This window comes from Sphaerotilus sp., from assembly GCF_013299175.1.
GTDB lineage: Bacteria > Pseudomonadota > Gammaproteobacteria > Burkholderiales > Burkholderiaceae_C > Sphaerotilus.
This window is the reverse complement of record NZ_JAAFKF010000011.1, coordinates 1-14,918: the sequence shown is the minus strand read 5'-3', so window position 1 is coordinate 14,918 and position 14,918 is coordinate 1. Positions and strand designations below refer to the sequence as shown.

Below are 14,918 nucleotides of genomic sequence, written 5' to 3'. Positions count from 1 at the left end.
TCAGAACGTGATGCCGACGCTGAAATGCAGCCGCACCTTGCGCACCTGCTGCCCGTAGGCCAGGTCCATGCGCAGCGCACCGACGGGGCTGCGCCAGCGCAAGCCAGCGCCGTAGCCGAGCGCGGGATGGAGGGAGGTCCAGTCCGGTGCGGTGTTGCCCGCGTCGAGGAAGACGGCGCCCCACAGCGCGGGCATGCGGGCCAGGATCGGCCGCGCCAGCTCGACGCTGCCGACCGCCGCCACCCGGCCGCCGACCGCCGTGCCTGCTGCGTTGGTCGGCCCGAGACTCTGGTAAGCGTAGCCACGCACCGAGTCGTCGCCGCCGGTGCGGAACAGCAGCGCGTACGGCACCGCCACGTCCGGCGCCGAGCGCACCTGCCCGATCTGCAGGCGGCTGGTGCTGTACCAGTGCGGGCCGAGCGTGGCGTAGTGCGTCAGCCGGCCGTGGATGCGGCCGAACACGCCGCTGCGCTGGGTGGTGGCGAACGAGCGGCCCAGGGCGGTGTCCAGCGACAGGCTCAGCCCTTGGGTGGGCAGCAGCGGGTGGTCGAGCTGGCGCCAGATCCACTGGTAGTTGCCCGAGAGGGCCGAGGTGTCGTCCACCGTCCGCTGGGTGTCGAGCTGGCGGGTGCGGGAGCGTTGCCACTCCAGGTAGTACAGCCGCTCCAGCCGTTCGTCGTCCTTGCTGCGGCCGATGCGCGCGCGCTGGGTGGTGACTTCCAGCCCGCTGGCATCGGTCTGGCCCACCGAGGCCGACAGCAGGTTGCGGTAGGGGCCGGGCAGGGGGTGCGAGGTGAGGTCGATCGACGCCTGCTGGTCGGTGCGGCCGAGTTGCAGCTTGCTCTTGGCCTGCCAGGGATAGCCCAGGAAACGCTGGTGCAGGTGTTCGAGCGTGATGCGCGGCCCCGTGTTGTCGGACACGCCCAGCCCGAGCGTGGCCTGCTGCAGCGACCGCTCGCGCACGCGGACCACCACCGGCATCGCCGCGGCCAGCGCCGGGTCCGGCTCCATCTCGATGACCACGCTGTCGAACAGCGCCGACTTGACCAGCCGGTCCTGGTAGTCGAGCAGCGCCTGCTCGCGCAGCGGCTGGCCGTCGGAGAAGGTCTGCAGCGCGCGCACCGACGCGGCGTCCACATGGCCCAGGCCCGTGACCTCCACCGCGCCGAAGCGGTAGAGCGGGCCGCTGTCGGCGACGAGGAACAGCGTGGCGCGGTCCTCGGTGGCACGCACCTGTGCCACGGTGCCGCTCCAGCCGGAGGTCGCGTAGCCCTCGGCGCGCAGCAGCGCGTGTACCTCGCCCTTGGCGCTGCTCCAGCGGTCTTGCGTGTAGACCTCGCCTGCGGGCAGCGACCAGCGTTGGCGGGCGCGGGCCACGAGCCGGGCGGCGTCGGCGTCACCCGCTTCGGCGGCGACGGACAGCGGTCCTTCGAATTCGAGCCGCGACTGCGCCACCCGCGTGACCGGTCCCGGCTCGACCCGCAGCGTCAGCGCGATGACGCTGCCACCGTCACGGGCCTGGGTGCTGACCTTGGCGTTGAAATAGCCTTCGGTTTCGAGCAGGGCGCGGGCCTGGGCGGGTGCCGCCTGGCGCAGGCGCATCAGCTCGCCGCGGGGCACGCGGGCGGTGTCGGGCGTGGCGAGGTAGCGCGAGAGGTCGAGGTAGCGGGCCAGCAGGGCGCGCAGCTCGGGTGGCGCGGTGATGTCGAGGGTCCAGGTGACATCGCGGGTGTCGGTGTCGTCTTCGGGTGCCGAGGCGGCCGGTGCTGCGGGCTGTGCCGCAACCTGGGCCATGACCGGCGTGGCCATGGCGGCCAGCACCAGCACCAGAACCAGAACCGCCGGCCGCAGCGGTGCCGTGCGTCTCCGCGATCCGCTCATTTCGACAGCAGTCGCATCGCCTGTTCCAGCCCGGCCAGCGACAGCGGAAACATGCGCTGGCCCATGAGCTGCTGAATCATCGCGATGCTCTGGCGGTATTCCCAGACCCCTTGCGGCTCCGGGTTGATCCAGGCGAACTTGGGGAAGGCGTGGGTCAGGCGCTGCAGCCATTCGGCGCCCGGCTCCTCGTTGTTGTATTCGACGCTGCCACCGCGCTGCACGATCTCGTAGGGACTCATCGTCGCGTCGCCGATGAAGATCAGCTTGTAGTCCTTGTTGTACTTGCGAATGATGTCCCAGGTCGGGAATTTCTCGGTATAGCGGCGGCGGTTGTTCTTCCACACGAAGTCGTAGACGCAGTTGTGGAAGTAGTAGAACTCCAGGTGCTTGAACTCGGTTTTCGCGGCGCTGAAGAGTTCTTCCACGCGGTGGATGTGCTCGTCCATCGTGCCGCCCACGTCCATCAGCAGCAGCACCTTGACCTTGTTGTGGCGCTCCGGGACCAGCTTGATGTCGAGCAGGCCGGCGTTGGCGGCGGTGCAGTGGATGGTGTCGTCCAGATCCAGCTCCTCCGCTGCGCCTTCGCGGGCGAAGCGGCGCAGGCGGCGCAGGGCGACCTTGATGTTGCGGGTGCCGAGTTCCAGGTTGTCGTCGTAGTCGCGGAAGGCGCGCTGGTCCCAGACCTTGACGGCGCTCTTGTTCTTGCTGGCGCCGCCGATGCGGATGCCCTGCGGGTTGTGGCCGCCGTGGCCGAAGGGACTGGTGCCGCCGGTGCCGATCCACTTGCTGCCGCCCGCGTGGCGCTCTTTCTGTTCCTCGAAACGCTTCTTCAGCGTCTCCATCAGCTCGTCCCAGCCCATCTTCTCGATCTTCGCCCGCTCCTCGGCGCTCAGCTCGACCTCCAGCGTCTTGCGCAGCCAGTCCAGCGGCACCTCCTGCGTGAAGTCGGTCAGCATCTCCACGCCCTTGAAATAGGCCGAAAACGCGCGGTCGAACTTGTCGAACTGGACCTCGTCCTTGACCAGCGTGGTGCGGGCCAGGTAGTAGAACTTGTCCACCGACGGGCCGCCGTCGTCGTCGATCACGCCGGCCTGGAGGGCTTCGAGCAGGGTCAGGTACTCGCGGATCGAGACTGGCAGCTTGGCGGCGCGCAGGGTGTAGAAAAAGTCGATCAGCATGGGGGAGGTCTCCTGACGCGCGGCAAAGCAAGGCAAGGCAACTGAACTGCGTCGTGGCTGCGAGTCTAGGCCACGCCGTGCGGTTCGGGCCTGATTCGGGCTGAATAGCGCAGGCTTGGCCGGGTTCTTCAAGCGGTGCGCCGGGTGCTGTTGTCGCTAGATTCAACATCACCTTCATGCGCTTGTGCCCTGGTCTGCCGATGCTGCTCTTTCCGCCACTGCCGCTGCACTCTCCCGCCACACGCCGCGGCTTCACGCTGGTCGAGATGATGGTCGCGGTGGCCGTGCTCAGCATCCTGTCGGTGGTGGCGTTGCCGTCACTGACCGCGTTTTCGGCGCGCAACCGGCTGCAGGCGCTGTCGTCTGACTTTGTGTCGTCGCTGGTGCTGGCGCGCACCGAGGCGGCGCGGGCTGGCTTGCCGGTGCTGGTGCTGCCGGCATCGGGCGGTGTCACGGACAACGAGTTTGCCAATGGCTGGAACCTCTACCTCGACCGCAACAGCAACGGCCTCTTCGACAGCGGTGACACCCTCATCCGCACCTACGCCGCACTGCCCGGCACGCTGAGGCTGCAGGGCACCTCGCCGCTCCAGTTCACCGCCATGGGCTACCTGACGCCGCCAGCCGCCGTGGGCTTCGTGCTGTGTCCGAGTCGTGGGTCGGGCTTGAAGGATGGCGTGCAAGTCACGGTCCCGCCCAGCGGGCTGGCCGATGTGACGAGGATCAACACATGCACCTGAAGCGCAATCCGTCCCGTGGCTTCGCGCTCATGGAGGCGCTGGTCTCGGTGGTCATCCTGTCGGTGGCGGCGCTGGGATATGCCGCGCTGCAGTTGCGCGGGCTGTCCGCCAACTCCAGCGCGGCGTGGCGCAGCAAGGCCACCGTGCTCGCCTACGAGGCGGCCGACCGGGTGCGGGCCAACCTGCCCGGTGCGACCGCCGGGCTGTACAACAACCTGATCACCCCCACGGCAACGTCGGCCTGTACGCTGATCACCGTCTGCAGCACGGCCCAGATGGCGGCGCGGGATTTCGCGCAGTGGCGCACCACGGTGCTGGGCGCGCTGCCCAGCGGCTCCGGCGTGATCTGCCTCGACAGCACGGCCGACGATGGAACCGCCGCCGCCCCCGCCTGCGACGGCGTGGGCAGCCAGATCGCGATCAAGGTGTTCTGGACCGAGCGGGGCACGGCTTCGCGCTTTGTCAACGTGGTGCGGCCATGACGCGGCGGGTGCGCGGCGTGACGCTGGTCGAGCTGATGGTGGGCATGGCGCTGGGGCTGTTCCTGGTCGGCGTCATGGGGACGATCTTCCTGGGCAGCAAGAGCACGTTCCAGGCACAGAACCACGTCGCACGGCTGCAGGAGAGTGCCCGCTTCACCATGGACACGGTGTCTGCCGACCTGCGCATGGCTGGGTTCCGGGGCTGCCGCGGCCTGGGGACGACCACACCGGTGGCGAACCTGCTGAACACGCCCACGGGCTTCCTCTACGACTTCGCCACGGGGGTGTGGGCGTCGCACCACAACGGCTCGGTCTGGGTGCCGGCACTGCCCAGTGCCATCAGCAGCCCGACCCTGACCCCCGCGCCGAACAGCGCAGGCGATGTGCTGACCGTCCGGCGCGCGGTCGGAACCGGCTGGGCGTTGACTGCCGAGATGGCCAGCCCCACGGCGCCGCTGAGCGTCACCCCGACCGGGCGCATCACCACAGGCGACCTGCTGATGGTGTCGGACTGCGCCGGGGCCGCTGTCTTCCAGGCCACCAACACCAGCCCCGGCCTGGGCGGCTCGATCGAGCACAGCGCCAGCGTCACCGCCACGCCGGGTGTCAGCGCGAACAGCCTGGGCCGCGCCTTTCTGCAGGACGCCATGGTCTACCGCCTGACCACCATCACCTACTACCTCGCCCCCAGCCAGCGCACGGGCAAGACAGCGCAGCGCGCGCTGTGGTCCTACACCACGCCCGTCTACGACGGCACGCCGCAACCCCAGGAGCTGGTCACGGGCGTGGAGGGCTTGCGGGTGACGCTGGGTCTGGACAGCAACGCCGACGGGGCCGCCGATGCCCATGTCGATCCGACGCTGGTCACGGACTGGACGCAAGTGGTGAGCGTGCAGGCCGAGCTGCTGCTGGCCAGCACCGAAGACGGCATCACCAGCGGCTACCAGCCCTATACCTTCGCAGGCACCTCCGTGACACCGACCGACCGGCGGCTGCGCACGGCGGTGTCGCTGACCGCACAGGTGCGCAATGCGCTGCGCTGACCGCGGGTTTTCGCTCGTCACCATCCTGGTGATGATGGTCGTGCTGGTGTCGCTGGCGCTGGCGGGCATGAACTCCGGACTCGTGCAGGAGCGCATGGCCGGCAATGCCCGTGACCGCAATCTCGCGCTGCAGGCCGCCGAAGCCGCGCTGCGCGACGCCGAGGCCGACATCGAGGCCAATCTCACCACGACCTCCGCGTTTGTGGCTGCGTGTACGGGGGGGCTGTGCCTGCCGCCGTCGATGACCTCGGTCAGCCCGACCTCGCAGCCGCTGTGGCAGACGATCGACTGGAGCGCGACCGCCAACCAGAGCCGCGCCTACGGCAGTGCCACCGCCGCGACGGCGCTGCCTGGCGTGAGCAGCCAGCCGCGCTACCTCATCGAACAACTGCCCCCGCTCGCGCCAGCCAGCGGCACCTCGGCCAATCTGGCCAGTGCAGTGGACGATGCCCCGATGGCCTTTCGGATCACGGCGCGCGGGGTCGGCCTGCGCGCTTCGACCGCCGTGGTCCTGCAGGCCACCTACATCAAACGCTGAACGCTGAACGCTGATGACCACCTCCCGCTTCCCCACCGTTCTGCTGTGTGCGCTGGCGCTGTGGTCCAGCCCGGCCAGGGTGTCTGCCCAGAGCATCAACTTCGCGCAGATCCCCCTGTACCTGACCACCAGCGTCAAGCCCAACCTGCTGGTGCTCTACGACAACTCGGAGTCGATGGACGGCACGATGCCCGGCAAGCTCATCGCCGGCGATGACCCGACCACCCGCGGCAACATCGCCCGCAGCGTGCTGCGCAACACCATCACCACCTACCGCAACACCTTCCAGTGGGGCCTGGGCAGCTTCGAGCTGGTGGGCACGCCGGCGCTCTACACGACCTATGCCTATTACTTCGGCAGCGACACGCAGGTGCGCTACACCAACGACTGCGTGGCTGGCATCTCCCTGACCAACGGCGGACTGCGCTGCGTGGCCAATCCGGAGCCGGGCAACGGGATGGGCTTCCTGACCTATTTGCGCTCCGGCGATGACGCGGACATCAACGATGTGCTCTACACCCCGGATCGGGGTCCGCAGCTCTATGGCCTCGGTGTCGGCGGGGGGAGCACCAAATACAACGCCTGGAGAAATCACCTGGCTGGTGCTGGCTCCAACTGGGTGGCCGCCAGTTTCGGCAACGGGCTTGGTCAGATGGACTTCACGCCGACCGATGCCGGTTTCCTGCCTGTCGCGCCGCCGTACACGCGCATGTTCTGGATCCGGCGGGCCTGGGGCTACGGCAACGACACCACGGGTCGCGGTGTCGTCAACGAACCGGTGGCGGCCGATTCGACCACGCACTACAACACGCTGATGGGCCTGCTGGCCAACGAGACCAGTGCGCCGGCTTCCGCGGAGTTGAAGAACGCCTCGTTCTACACGCCACTGGCGGGAACATTGGGCACGGTTGCCAGCTATTTCTCCAACACGCTGACCGGCAAGACCACCCCTGTCGCCCAGACCTGCCAGCGCAACTTCGTCGTGCTCGCCACCGACGGCAATCCGACGGGCAAGACCGACGGCACGATGTACACGCTGGCCGAGCAGGCCAACACCTACAACGCGACCACCGGTGCCTGGACGTTCTCGACCGCGGCCAACGACGTGTTCACCAAGATCACCGGCCTGCGCAGCGTGGCCATCACCAACAAGACCGGCGTCAATGGCACCTATGACGTGCAGACCTATGTCATCGGCCTGGGCGACTCGGTGGCCAACCCCAGCTCCGTCGCCACCCTGAACCGCATGGCCAGCCTCGGCGGCACCGGCCAGGCGTTCCTGGCCAACGACAGCGCCAGCCTCACCAGCGCCTTCGCCCGCATCAGCAACGACATCATCGCCCGCAGCGGCGCCTCGGCGGCCGTGGCACTCAAGTCGGGCGCCTGGGCCTCGGACACCGATGCCTACCAGGCCCGGTTCAACCCCGACGACTGGTCCGGGCAACTGCTGGCCTACCGCCTCGACAGCGCCGGCTTGCCCCTCTCGACCCCCCGCTGGGACGCCGGCCAGCGCCTGGGGCTGCAGCACTGGAGCACCGGGCGGCAGATCCTGACCTACAAGTCTTCGGCGGCACTGGGTAGCCGCGGCATCCCGTTCCGCTGGCCAGCCAACCCGGCCGCACCGACGGCCACCGAGCTGTCACCGGCCATGGTGACGGCGCTCAACACCAGCCCGGCCGGTGCAACCGATGCGCTGGGCGGACTGCGGCTGAACTACCTGCGCGGCGACGCCACCCGCGAGGTCCGCAACTGCAGCGCCTGCACGGCCCCCACCTTCCGCAACCGCAGCGTGTCGGTGCTCGGCGACATCATCAACTCCGCGCCGGCCTATGTGAAAAGCGGCGGGCGCTACCTGCGCGATGGCGCCGAGGCCGCGGTCTACAGCGCCTACCGCACCGCCCGTGCCGCCATGACGCCCATGGTCTATGCCGGGGCCAACGACGGGATGTTGCACGGCTTCAACGCCGACACGGGCGACGAGCTGTTCGCCTACGTGCCCTCGGTGGTCGCCGACCGCCTGAGCAAGCTGACCGATCCGAGCTACGCGCACCAGTACACCGTGGACGGCTCGCCCGTGGCGGGCGATGTCTACTATGGTGGCGGCTGGCACACCGTGCTGGTCAGCGGCCTGGCGGCGGGCGCCAAGGGCTTGTTCAGCCTGGATGTCAGCAACCCCGCGCTGTTCACCGAGGCGCAGGCCTACAAGGTCGCGCGCTGGGAGATCAGCGGCAGCGACGCCGATGTCGGCTACATCTTCCAGCAGCCCGTGCTGGCCAAGCTGAAGAACGGCCGCTGGATGGCCATCACCGGCAACGGGTACAACAGCACCAACGGGATGGCCGTGCTGCTGCTGGTCGATGTCGAGACGGGTGCGATCACCCGCATCAGCACCGGTGCTGGCAGTTCCAGTCCGTCCGGCAGCAACGGTCTGTCCGGCGTCGTGGCCGTGAGCAGCGCCAACAACGGCGTGGCCGATGTCGTCTATGCCGGCGACCTGGCGGGCAACCTCTGGAAGTTCGACCTGTCCTCCACCGATCCTGCCCAGTGGGCGTCTGCCTATGGCACTGCCACCAATCCGAAGCCGTTGTTCACGACCGCCGCCGGGCAGCCCATCACGGCCCGGCCCGACGTGACACCCCACCCGGAAGGTGGCTACCTCGTCACCGTTGGCACTGGTCGCTACCTTGACCTCACCGACAACGCCGCTGGATCGGTCCAGGCGCTCTACGGCATCTGGGACAAGGGCTCGGAGGTCAAGATGGGTGACCTGGTGGTGCAGTCGGTACTCGGTACCACCCCCGGCAGCGGCACCTCGACCTTCCGCATCACCACCTACGCCGTCGGCCAGCCCGCCACCGTCTACACCGGCGACAACCTGCTGACCCGCACCAGCTACCTGTCCGGCAAGCGCGGCTGGGTGCTGAATCTGCCGGTGTCCGGCGAGCGCATCGTCACCCAGGTCGCGGTGCGCTACGGCAAGGTGGTCGCGTCGAGCATGATCCCCAGCGCATTGCCCTGCAGTGCCGGCGGCAAGGGCTGGGTCATGGAAGTGGATGCGGTGACGGGCAATCGGCCGGATCTGCCCTCGCTCGACACCAACGCCGACAACCAGGTCGATGCCGCCGACCTGCTGACGTTCCAGACGGGCAGCGCCTACCCCTCCGGCGTGAGCGTCGAGGGCATCCCGACCTCGCCGACCTTCCTGCGCGCCAAGGACCGCAAGCTCGACGACAAGCTGATCAACCTGTCCACCGGGGTGATGACCAAGGTCCGGGAGGCGGGCAACCGCCAGGGATCTGGCCGTGCCGGTTGGGAGCAACTGCAATGAGCACCATGAAACCCTGGATACCCGCGACCGCCGTGCCTTGGACCTGGCTGGGCACCTGCCTGCTCGCAGGCGCCTGCGCTGTCTGGGTGAGCGAATCCCGGGCGATGCAGGTCGCCGCAGGGCGTGGCACGCCGACGGCGAGCGAGGCCGTGCGCGGGGAACCCCGTGTGCAGGCCCCTGCCGCTGCCACCCTGGAGCTGATTCCCGGCACGGTGGTCAGCGTCGATGCCTCCCGCACCAGCCTCGTGCTGAGCGGGCAGACCGTGCGCTGGCACCCGACGCAGTTGCGGCTGTTCCACTCGGCGTCGGGCACGCCTGCGCAGGTGGCGCAGTTGCGGCCGGGCACGCGCATCCGGTTTGCCCTGGAGCCAAGCCCCGCTGGCGACGCGAGCGCGGCGCCGGAGCGGCGCATCGTGCTGATCTACCTGGAGACGCAGCCATGAGCATGACCCGCACCCTCCGAGGATTCACGCTGGTGGAGCTGATCATCGCCGTCGCTGTGGTCGGCATCCTGGCGGCGGTGGCAATGCCGTCCTACCAGGCGCACATTGCCTCGTCACGCCGCAGCGACGCCAAGTCTGCGCTGCTGGGTGCCGCGCAGGCATTGGAGCGGTTCTACACCGAGCGCAGCACCTACGCCGGCGCCACGCTCGGCACGACCGGGATCTACCCCGCCGCTTCGCCGCAGGGCTACTACACCCTGTCCATCGACAGCCAGGACGCCAACGGGTTCACCCTCAGTGCCACCCGTGCCGGCGCCCAGGTCGGCGACAAGTGCGGCAACTACACCTATGACCAGGCGGGCACCAGGGGCGTGGCGGCGGCGACGTACACCGCCGCGAAGTGTTGGTGAGGCCGATGAGGGGCGCTGTGCCGCTCAGTGCGCAGGCGTGTCCAGCCGGGCGCGCAGGTGCTGATGCACGGTCGGCCACTCCGGCGCGGTGATGCTGTAGACGCAGGTGTCGCGCAGGCTGCCGTCGGCCGTGCGCTGGTGGTGGCGCAGGATGCCGTCGAGCTGCGCGCCGAGCCGCTCGATGGCGCGGCGGCTCTGCTGGTTGAAGCGGTGGGTGCGGAACTCGACCGCGATGCAGTCCAGCGCCTCGAACGCATGGCGCAGCAGCAACCACTTGGCCTCGGTGTTCAACGCGGTGCGCTGCACGCGCTTGGCCAGCCAGGTCGCGCCGATCTCCACGCGCCGGAAGCGGGCGTCGATGTTCATGTAGGTCGTCATGCCCACCGGCACTCCAGCGGCATCCAGCACCGCGAACGGCAGCATCGCCCCCGCCGCCTGCAGCCCGAGCCGGCGCTCGATTTCCGCTGACATGCCCCCCGGCGTCGGCACCACGGTGTACCAGGTGCCCGACAGATCGCCTTCGCGCACGGCCTCGGCCAGTGCCGGGGCGTGGTCAGGGCACAGTGGCTCCAGTCGGACGTGGACGCCCTGCAGCGTGACGGGAGCGGGCCAGAGGATCGGCACGCTCATGGCTGGCGCCTCAGCAGCTTGCGCGCCAGTGTCTTGCCCAATCCGGCGCCCAGACCGACCAGCAGGATGCCGGCGATCGAGCCGGTGCCCCAGCCCTGTTCGGACAGGAAGTCCAGCCCGAACGCGCGGGCGAGCAAACCACCCGCCATCGCGCCGGCCACAAAGCCCAGCGCATCGACCAGCCCTTCACCGAGGGCGTTCTTCGTTTCGATGTTCACCGTTGTCTCCTTCTTGTCATCTTGTCATTCACCAGGTCAGCGTGCAGTGTCCGGCCGCTTCAGCGGTTGCGGCTCTGCATGAAGACCAGCTTCTCGAACAGCGTCAGATCCTGTTCGTTCTTCAGCAGCGCCCCCACCAGCGGCGGGATCGCCACCTTCTGGTCCGCACTGTGCAGGGCCTCGGCCGAGATGTCTTCCGCCACCAGCAGCTTGAGCCAGTCCAGCAACTCGGACGTGGACGGCTTCTTCTTCAGCCCCGGCAGGTTGCGCACGTCGTAGAAGTTCTTCATCGCCGCCGCCAGCAGCTCCTTCTTCAGACCGGGGAAATGCACCTCGACGATCTGGCGCATCGTGTCTGCCTCGGGGAACTTGATGTAGTGGAAGAAGCAGCGGCGCAGGAAGGCGTCGGGCAGCTCCTTCTCGTTGTTCGAGGTGATGAAGACCAGCGGCCGGTGCTTGGCCCGGACCAGCTCGCGTGTCTCGTAGACGTAGAACTCCATCCGGTCGATCTCGCGCAGCAGGTCATTGGGGAACTCGATGTCCGCCTTGTCGATCTCGTCGATCAGCAGCGCCACCGGCTGGTCTGCCGTGAACGCCTGCCACAGCGTGCCCTGGACGATGTAGTTGCGGATGTCGCGCACCTTCGCTGCGCTCTCGGCGTCGTTGAGCTGGCTGTCGCGCAGGCGGCTGACGGCGTCGTACTCGTAGAGACCTTGCTGCGCCTTGGTGGTGCTCTTGATGTGCCACTGCATCAGCGGCATCCCGAGTGCCGCGGCCACTTCCTCGGCCAGCATGGTCTTGCCGGTGCCGGGTTCGCCCTTGACGAGCAGGGGACGTTGCAGCGTGATGGCCGCGTTGACCGCGAGCATCAGATCCTGGGTGGCGACGTACTGGGAGGAGCCGGTGAATTTCATGCGGATCTCGGATCGGGAAGAGGGAACGCCAGGGCGTGCGGGTGGACGGATTCAGTATATCGGCGCGTGTGGTGTTGGCACGTCTTGGGTCGTGGACAATCCGGGCCGAGAAATCAGGGGAAAACAAGACCATGGACCTTCAACTTTGTGTGCGCGATCCCGCCGAGGCGGCCTGGGCTGTCCGGGCCGGGGCGGCCGGTGTCGAAGTGATGTCGGCCGCCCCGGAGGTGATCCGGGCGGTGGTGGCACGGCTGCGGTTGCTGCGCGACGGGGTGGTGATCGGTGCCGGTATCGGCCCGCTCGCGGCGCCGACCTTGTCCGCCGTGCGCCTGCGGCTGCTGCGGGTGGCCGACTGCGGAGTGGACCGGGTGCGCGTGCCGGTGCCGGCGCGGCCGTCGTCGGTGCTGCTGCTCACCCAGCTCGGGCAGCTCGCGCGCGAGGGCGTGCCGGTGACGCCGATGCTGCGGGTGCCGCTGGACCGTGGCGACGGCGCGGCCTGGGCGCAGCGGCTGAGCCTGGTGTCGCGGCAGGGTTTTGCCAGCGTGCTGCTCGACGCCCGCGGCGTGGACGCGCAGGGTGCCACGCTCTGGCAGCAGCCCGTCCTGTCACCCCGTCTGCGCAGCGCCCTCGACGGGCTGCAGCGCATGGGCACGCAGGTCGGGCTGATGGCTGCACCGTGCCGGGCCGATCTGCCGCAGTTGCTGCGCTGGCATTCCGACGAAGCGGTGATCGACTGCGGGCAGGACGATCCGCGCGAGGGACGGGTGTTGGACCCTTACCAGTTCGACCAGTGGGTCGCGGCGTTGCGGGGCCACCGTGCTGCCGGTGTTGCCGGGGCGGCAGCGTGAGGCCCCGTGGCCTGTGCGTGGCGGTGTGGACGGTCTTGCTGGGCGCGTCCGGGCAGGCGGCGGCCGCTCTGGATCTGCCGGCCACGCGTGCCGTGCCCGGTGGTGTGGTCAGCGTGTCCCTGGGTCCATCGAACCAGCCGCCGACCGCGCGCCATGCGGGCGTGCCGGTGCTGGTGGTGGGGGATCCGATCGAGTGGACCGCCGTGCTGGGTTTGCCGCTGAGCGCCAAGCCGGGCGTGGAGACCCTCACGGTGCAGCGCGAGGGCGCGCCCACCGAGCAGCGGGCGTTCACCATCGGCCCGATGCGCTACGCCGAACAGCGCCTGAACGTCGCGCCGAAGCACGTCGAACTCACCGCCGACCACCTCGCCCGCCACGAACGCGAGCGCACGCACCAGGCCGAGGTCATCGCCACCTTCAGCGAGCCGCTGCCCGCCACGCTGCAACTGCGCCAGCCCGTGCCGGGGCCGCGCTCCAGCTCGTTCGGGCTGCGCCGCGTCTTCAACGGCCAGTCGCGCAACCCGCACAGCGGCATGGACATCGCCGCCCCGATCGGCACCCCGGTGGTGTCCCCCGCTGCGGCGCGGGTGGCCGATGTCGGCGACTACTTCTTCAACGGCGGCACCGTCTGGCTCGACCACGGCGGTGGCCTGCTGACGATGTACTGCCACCTCTCGGCCGTGCATGTGAAGGTCGGTGACACCGTGCGCGCCGGCCAGCGCATCGCCGACGTGGGCGCCACCGGCCGCGTCACCGGGCCGCACCTGCATTGGTCGGTCAGCCTGAACCGGGCGATGGTGGACCCGGCGCTGTTCCTGGCGCGTTGAGCGTGGGTCAGGGCGTCAGCACCGTGAAACCACTGACTTGGTAGCCGCGCTCCTCGTCCGCCATCTGGACGTCGTAGTCGATGTAGATCGATTCGAGGAAGCCGTAGCGGGCATTGGGCGCGAAGCGGACCTCTGCGGCGTGGCGGGCATAGGCGTCGTTGCCGATGTCGAACAGCACCGTCAGCGTGGGCAGCGCCAGCAACCGCTCGGGGCTGACCGAGGTGCGGGTATCGACGTAGACGGCGCTGGAGACCTTGCCGTCGCGGACCGTGACTTCAATCTCACTTTCCGTGATGCAGAAGCATGCGGTGGCGAGCGTGAAACGGTAGGCCGGCAAGGCCAGCGAGGTCCATGCCTGCCGGGCCACCGAGAACGTGTGTGGCGCCAATGGCTCGACCACCAGCGGTGCCTCGCCGCCGCCACAGCCAGACAGCAGATTGGCCGCCAGGAGGGATGCGACGAGGTGCAGGAGGTGGTGGCGTGCGGTGTGTTGCATGCTGCAAAGTATGTGCGCTGGCCTATGCTGGCGGTCCTGCAGCCTCTCTGATGACCCCATGAAAGCGTCCAGATCCGCCACCGGCGGCCTCGTCTACTCGACCGACAGTGGTCGCATGTGTCCGCAATGCCGTCAACCGATGGGGGTGTGTGCTTGCCATGCCGTCGCTGCGGTGTCGGTCTCGGCGGACGGCGTGGTGCGCGTCTCCCGCGAGACCAAGGGCCGCGCCGGCAAAGGCGTGACGCTGGTCAAGGGACTCGGGCTGGAGGGCGACGCACTGACCGCACTCGCCAAGGCACTCAAGGCCACCTGCGGCAGCGGCGGCACGGTCAAGGACGGGGTGGTCGAGGTGCAGGGCGACCACTGCGACAAGGTGCTGGCCTACCTCGCTGCCAAGGGGTGGAAGGCCAAGCGCGCCGGCGGTTGAACCAGCGCGGTGGCATCAGTCCAGTGGCGCCATCCCGTGCCGCCGCCGCGCCCGCCCGCACGCATCGTCCCCGCGCCCCAGCGGCGCCAGCATCCCGAACTCCCGGCACGGCCCCGGTCGCCACTCGTAGATGCCGCAGCCCGCCTTGACGCCCACCGTGCCGACCAGGGCGGCGCAGCGCGGCTGGGCGTGGTCGGTGCCGCGCATCCGGGCGGTGCCGTCGTTGACCTCGACCGTGAGGCCGTCGGGCACGCAGCCGCCGCAGGACTGCAGTTCGTGGGTGGAAAAATCGACCCGGAAGCTCGCGCAGCAGGCGCCGCAGTCCAGGCAGGGGTTGGAGGTATCGCTCATCGTGGCCGGGACGATAGCGCAGGTGCCGGCCGCGGCGCTCACCAGAAAGCGCGAGAAGCCCCGTCCTTCAGGGCGGGGAGGCAGAGCGCAGGCTTGCGCAGTGAGCCATTGGCTTGGTGGTTGAGTTTCCTGTGGCATTGTTGACTGGCTTTATATACAGTATT

Annotated in this window: 17 protein-coding genes; 10 read left to right on the top strand and 7 right to left on the bottom strand. The window is 68.9% G+C overall.

The window, feature by feature from the left end:
* Together QZW52_RS03530 and QZW52_RS03525 are read right to left on the bottom strand one after the other, a co-directional pair.
* Positions 1-1,881, bottom strand: coding sequence for an autotransporter assembly complex protein TamA (locus QZW52_RS03530; protein ID WP_293995343.1), 1,881 nt, complete (start codon positions 1,879-1,881; stop codon positions 1-3).
* A complete protein-coding gene (locus QZW52_RS03525; RefSeq protein WP_293995340.1) occupies positions 1,878-3,059 on the bottom strand; it encodes a vWA domain-containing protein in 1,182 nt (393 codons plus the stop codon). Before QZW52_RS03525 ends, QZW52_RS03530 begins: the two co-directional genes overlap by 4 nt.
* Before the next feature lie 176 nt (positions 3,060-3,235).
* Here QZW52_RS03525 and QZW52_RS03520 point away from each other — a divergent pair, with 176 nt between their 5' ends.
* The 7 genes from QZW52_RS03520 to QZW52_RS03490 are packed head-to-tail and all read left to right on the top strand — an operon-like array spanning position 3,236 to position 10,043.
* Entirely contained in the window at positions 3,236-3,799 is a 564-nt protein-coding gene (locus QZW52_RS03520) for a GspH/FimT family pseudopilin (protein ID WP_293995337.1), read from the top strand.
* Positions 3,790-4,281: a type IV pilus modification protein PilV gene (pilV, locus tag QZW52_RS03515; RefSeq protein ID WP_293995335.1), complete on the top strand. Its 492-nt coding sequence runs from the start codon at positions 3,790-3,792 to the stop codon at positions 4,279-4,281. Before QZW52_RS03520 ends, pilV begins: the two co-directional genes overlap by 10 nt.
* Complete coding sequence (locus tag QZW52_RS03510; protein ID WP_293995332.1) at positions 4,278-5,324, top strand: PilW family protein; 1,047 nt, start codon at positions 4,278-4,280, stop codon at positions 5,322-5,324. Before pilV ends, QZW52_RS03510 begins: the two co-directional genes overlap by 4 nt.
* Positions 5,311-5,862, top strand: a complete 552-nt coding sequence (locus tag QZW52_RS03505) for a pilus assembly PilX family protein (RefSeq protein ID WP_293995329.1) — start codon at positions 5,311-5,313, stop codon at positions 5,860-5,862. The genes QZW52_RS03510 and QZW52_RS03505 overlap by 14 nt, the downstream gene beginning before the upstream one ends.
* Positions 5,863-5,875: 13 nt before the next feature.
* The gene (locus QZW52_RS03500) at positions 5,876-9,190 is read left to right on the top strand and encodes a pilus assembly protein (RefSeq protein WP_293995326.1); all 3,315 of its coding nucleotides are present in this window, start codon (positions 5,876-5,878) and stop codon (positions 9,188-9,190) included.
* Positions 9,187-9,633, top strand: a complete 447-nt coding sequence (locus tag QZW52_RS03495) for a hypothetical protein (protein WP_293995323.1) — start codon at positions 9,187-9,189, stop codon at positions 9,631-9,633. The genes QZW52_RS03500 and QZW52_RS03495 overlap by 4 nt, the downstream gene beginning before the upstream one ends.
* The gene (locus tag QZW52_RS03490; RefSeq protein ID WP_293995320.1) at positions 9,630-10,043 is read left to right on the top strand and encodes a type IV pilin protein; all 414 of its coding nucleotides are present in this window, start codon (positions 9,630-9,632) and stop codon (positions 10,041-10,043) included. Before QZW52_RS03495 ends, QZW52_RS03490 begins: the two co-directional genes overlap by 4 nt.
* 24 nt (positions 10,044-10,067) lie before the next feature.
* On the opposite strand, the gene QZW52_RS03485 is transcribed toward QZW52_RS03490, so the two are convergent.
* Genes QZW52_RS03485 through QZW52_RS03475 form a run of 3 tightly spaced genes read right to left on the bottom strand, consistent with a single transcriptional unit; the run spans position 10,068 to position 11,805 of the window.
* Positions 10,068-10,673 carry a GNAT family N-acetyltransferase gene (locus QZW52_RS03485; RefSeq protein ID WP_293995317.1) on the bottom strand — a complete coding sequence of 202 codons (606 nt, stop codon included), beginning with the start codon at positions 10,671-10,673 and terminating at the stop codon, positions 10,068-10,070.
* Positions 10,670-10,891: a hypothetical protein gene (locus QZW52_RS03480; protein ID WP_363226064.1), complete on the bottom strand. Its 222-nt coding sequence runs from the start codon at positions 10,889-10,891 to the stop codon at positions 10,670-10,672. Before QZW52_RS03480 ends, QZW52_RS03485 begins: the two co-directional genes overlap by 4 nt.
* A 59-nt stretch (positions 10,892-10,950) precedes the next feature.
* A complete protein-coding gene (locus tag QZW52_RS03475) occupies positions 10,951-11,805 on the bottom strand; it encodes an AAA family ATPase (protein WP_293995315.1) in 855 nt (284 codons plus the stop codon).
* 131 nt (positions 11,806-11,936) lie between these two features.
* On the opposite strand from QZW52_RS03475, the gene QZW52_RS03470 reads away from it, so the two are divergent.
* The gene (locus QZW52_RS03470) at positions 11,937-12,653 is read left to right on the top strand and encodes a hypothetical protein (protein WP_293995313.1); all 717 of its coding nucleotides are present in this window, start codon (positions 11,937-11,939) and stop codon (positions 12,651-12,653) included.
* A 17-nt stretch (positions 12,654-12,670) separates the two neighbouring features.
* Positions 12,671-13,480, top strand: coding sequence for a peptidoglycan DD-metalloendopeptidase family protein (locus QZW52_RS03465; RefSeq protein ID WP_434738263.1), 810 nt, complete (start codon positions 12,671-12,673; stop codon positions 13,478-13,480).
* Between the two features lie 7 nt (positions 13,481-13,487).
* On the opposite strand, the gene QZW52_RS03460 is transcribed toward QZW52_RS03465, so the two are convergent.
* Entirely contained in the window at positions 13,488-13,976 is a 489-nt protein-coding gene (locus QZW52_RS03460; protein ID WP_293995312.1) for a DUF6174 domain-containing protein, read from the bottom strand.
* A gap of 58 nt (positions 13,977-14,034) precedes the next feature.
* Here QZW52_RS03460 and QZW52_RS03455 point away from each other — a divergent pair, with 58 nt between their 5' ends.
* Positions 14,035-14,403, top strand: coding sequence for a translation initiation factor Sui1 (locus QZW52_RS03455; protein ID WP_293995310.1), 369 nt, complete (start codon positions 14,035-14,037; stop codon positions 14,401-14,403).
* A gap of 15 nt (positions 14,404-14,418) precedes the next feature.
* Here the strand turns inward: QZW52_RS03455 and QZW52_RS03450 are convergent, their stop codons facing one another.
* Complete coding sequence (locus QZW52_RS03450; RefSeq protein WP_293995307.1) at positions 14,419-14,754, bottom strand: YkgJ family cysteine cluster protein; 336 nt, start codon at positions 14,752-14,754, stop codon at positions 14,419-14,421.
* Between the last annotated feature and the right edge of the window lie 164 nt (positions 14,755-14,918).

Coding starts and splice junctions, on each gene's coding strand:
- QZW52_RS03490 (WP_293995320.1), top strand. CDS start 9,630: ATGAGCATGACCCGCACCCTCCGAGGATTCACGCTGGTGGAGCTGATC.
- QZW52_RS03495 (WP_293995323.1), top strand. CDS start 9,187: ATGAGCACCATGAAACCCTGGATACCCGCGACCGCCGTGCCTTGGACC.
- QZW52_RS03530 (WP_293995343.1), bottom strand. CDS start 1,881: ATGAGCGGATCGCGGAGACGCACGGCACCGCTGCGGCCGGCGGTTCTG.
- QZW52_RS03460 (WP_293995312.1), bottom strand. CDS start 13,976: ATGCAACACACCGCACGCCACCACCTCCTGCACCTCGTCGCATCCCTC.
- QZW52_RS03470 (WP_293995313.1), top strand. CDS start 11,937: ATGGACCTTCAACTTTGTGTGCGCGATCCCGCCGAGGCGGCCTGGGCT.
- QZW52_RS03485 (WP_293995317.1), bottom strand. CDS start 10,673: ATGAGCGTGCCGATCCTCTGGCCCGCTCCCGTCACGCTGCAGGGCGTC.
- pilV (WP_293995335.1), top strand. CDS start 3,790: ATGCACCTGAAGCGCAATCCGTCCCGTGGCTTCGCGCTCATGGAGGCG.
- QZW52_RS03520 (WP_293995337.1), top strand. CDS start 3,236: ATGCGCTTGTGCCCTGGTCTGCCGATGCTGCTCTTTCCGCCACTGCCG.
- QZW52_RS03525 (WP_293995340.1), bottom strand. CDS start 3,059: ATGCTGATCGACTTTTTCTACACCCTGCGCGCCGCCAAGCTGCCAGTC.
- QZW52_RS03450 (WP_293995307.1), bottom strand. CDS start 14,754: ATGAGCGATACCTCCAACCCCTGCCTGGACTGCGGCGCCTGCTGCGCG.
- QZW52_RS03510 (WP_293995332.1), top strand. CDS start 4,278: ATGACGCGGCGGGTGCGCGGCGTGACGCTGGTCGAGCTGATGGTGGGC.
- QZW52_RS03500 (WP_293995326.1), top strand. CDS start 5,876: ATGACCACCTCCCGCTTCCCCACCGTTCTGCTGTGTGCGCTGGCGCTG.
- QZW52_RS03455 (WP_293995310.1), top strand. CDS start 14,035: ATGAAAGCGTCCAGATCCGCCACCGGCGGCCTCGTCTACTCGACCGAC.
- QZW52_RS03475 (WP_293995315.1), bottom strand. CDS start 11,805: ATGAAATTCACCGGCTCCTCCCAGTACGTCGCCACCCAGGATCTGATG.
- QZW52_RS03505 (WP_293995329.1), top strand. CDS start 5,311: ATGCGCTGCGCTGACCGCGGGTTTTCGCTCGTCACCATCCTGGTGATG.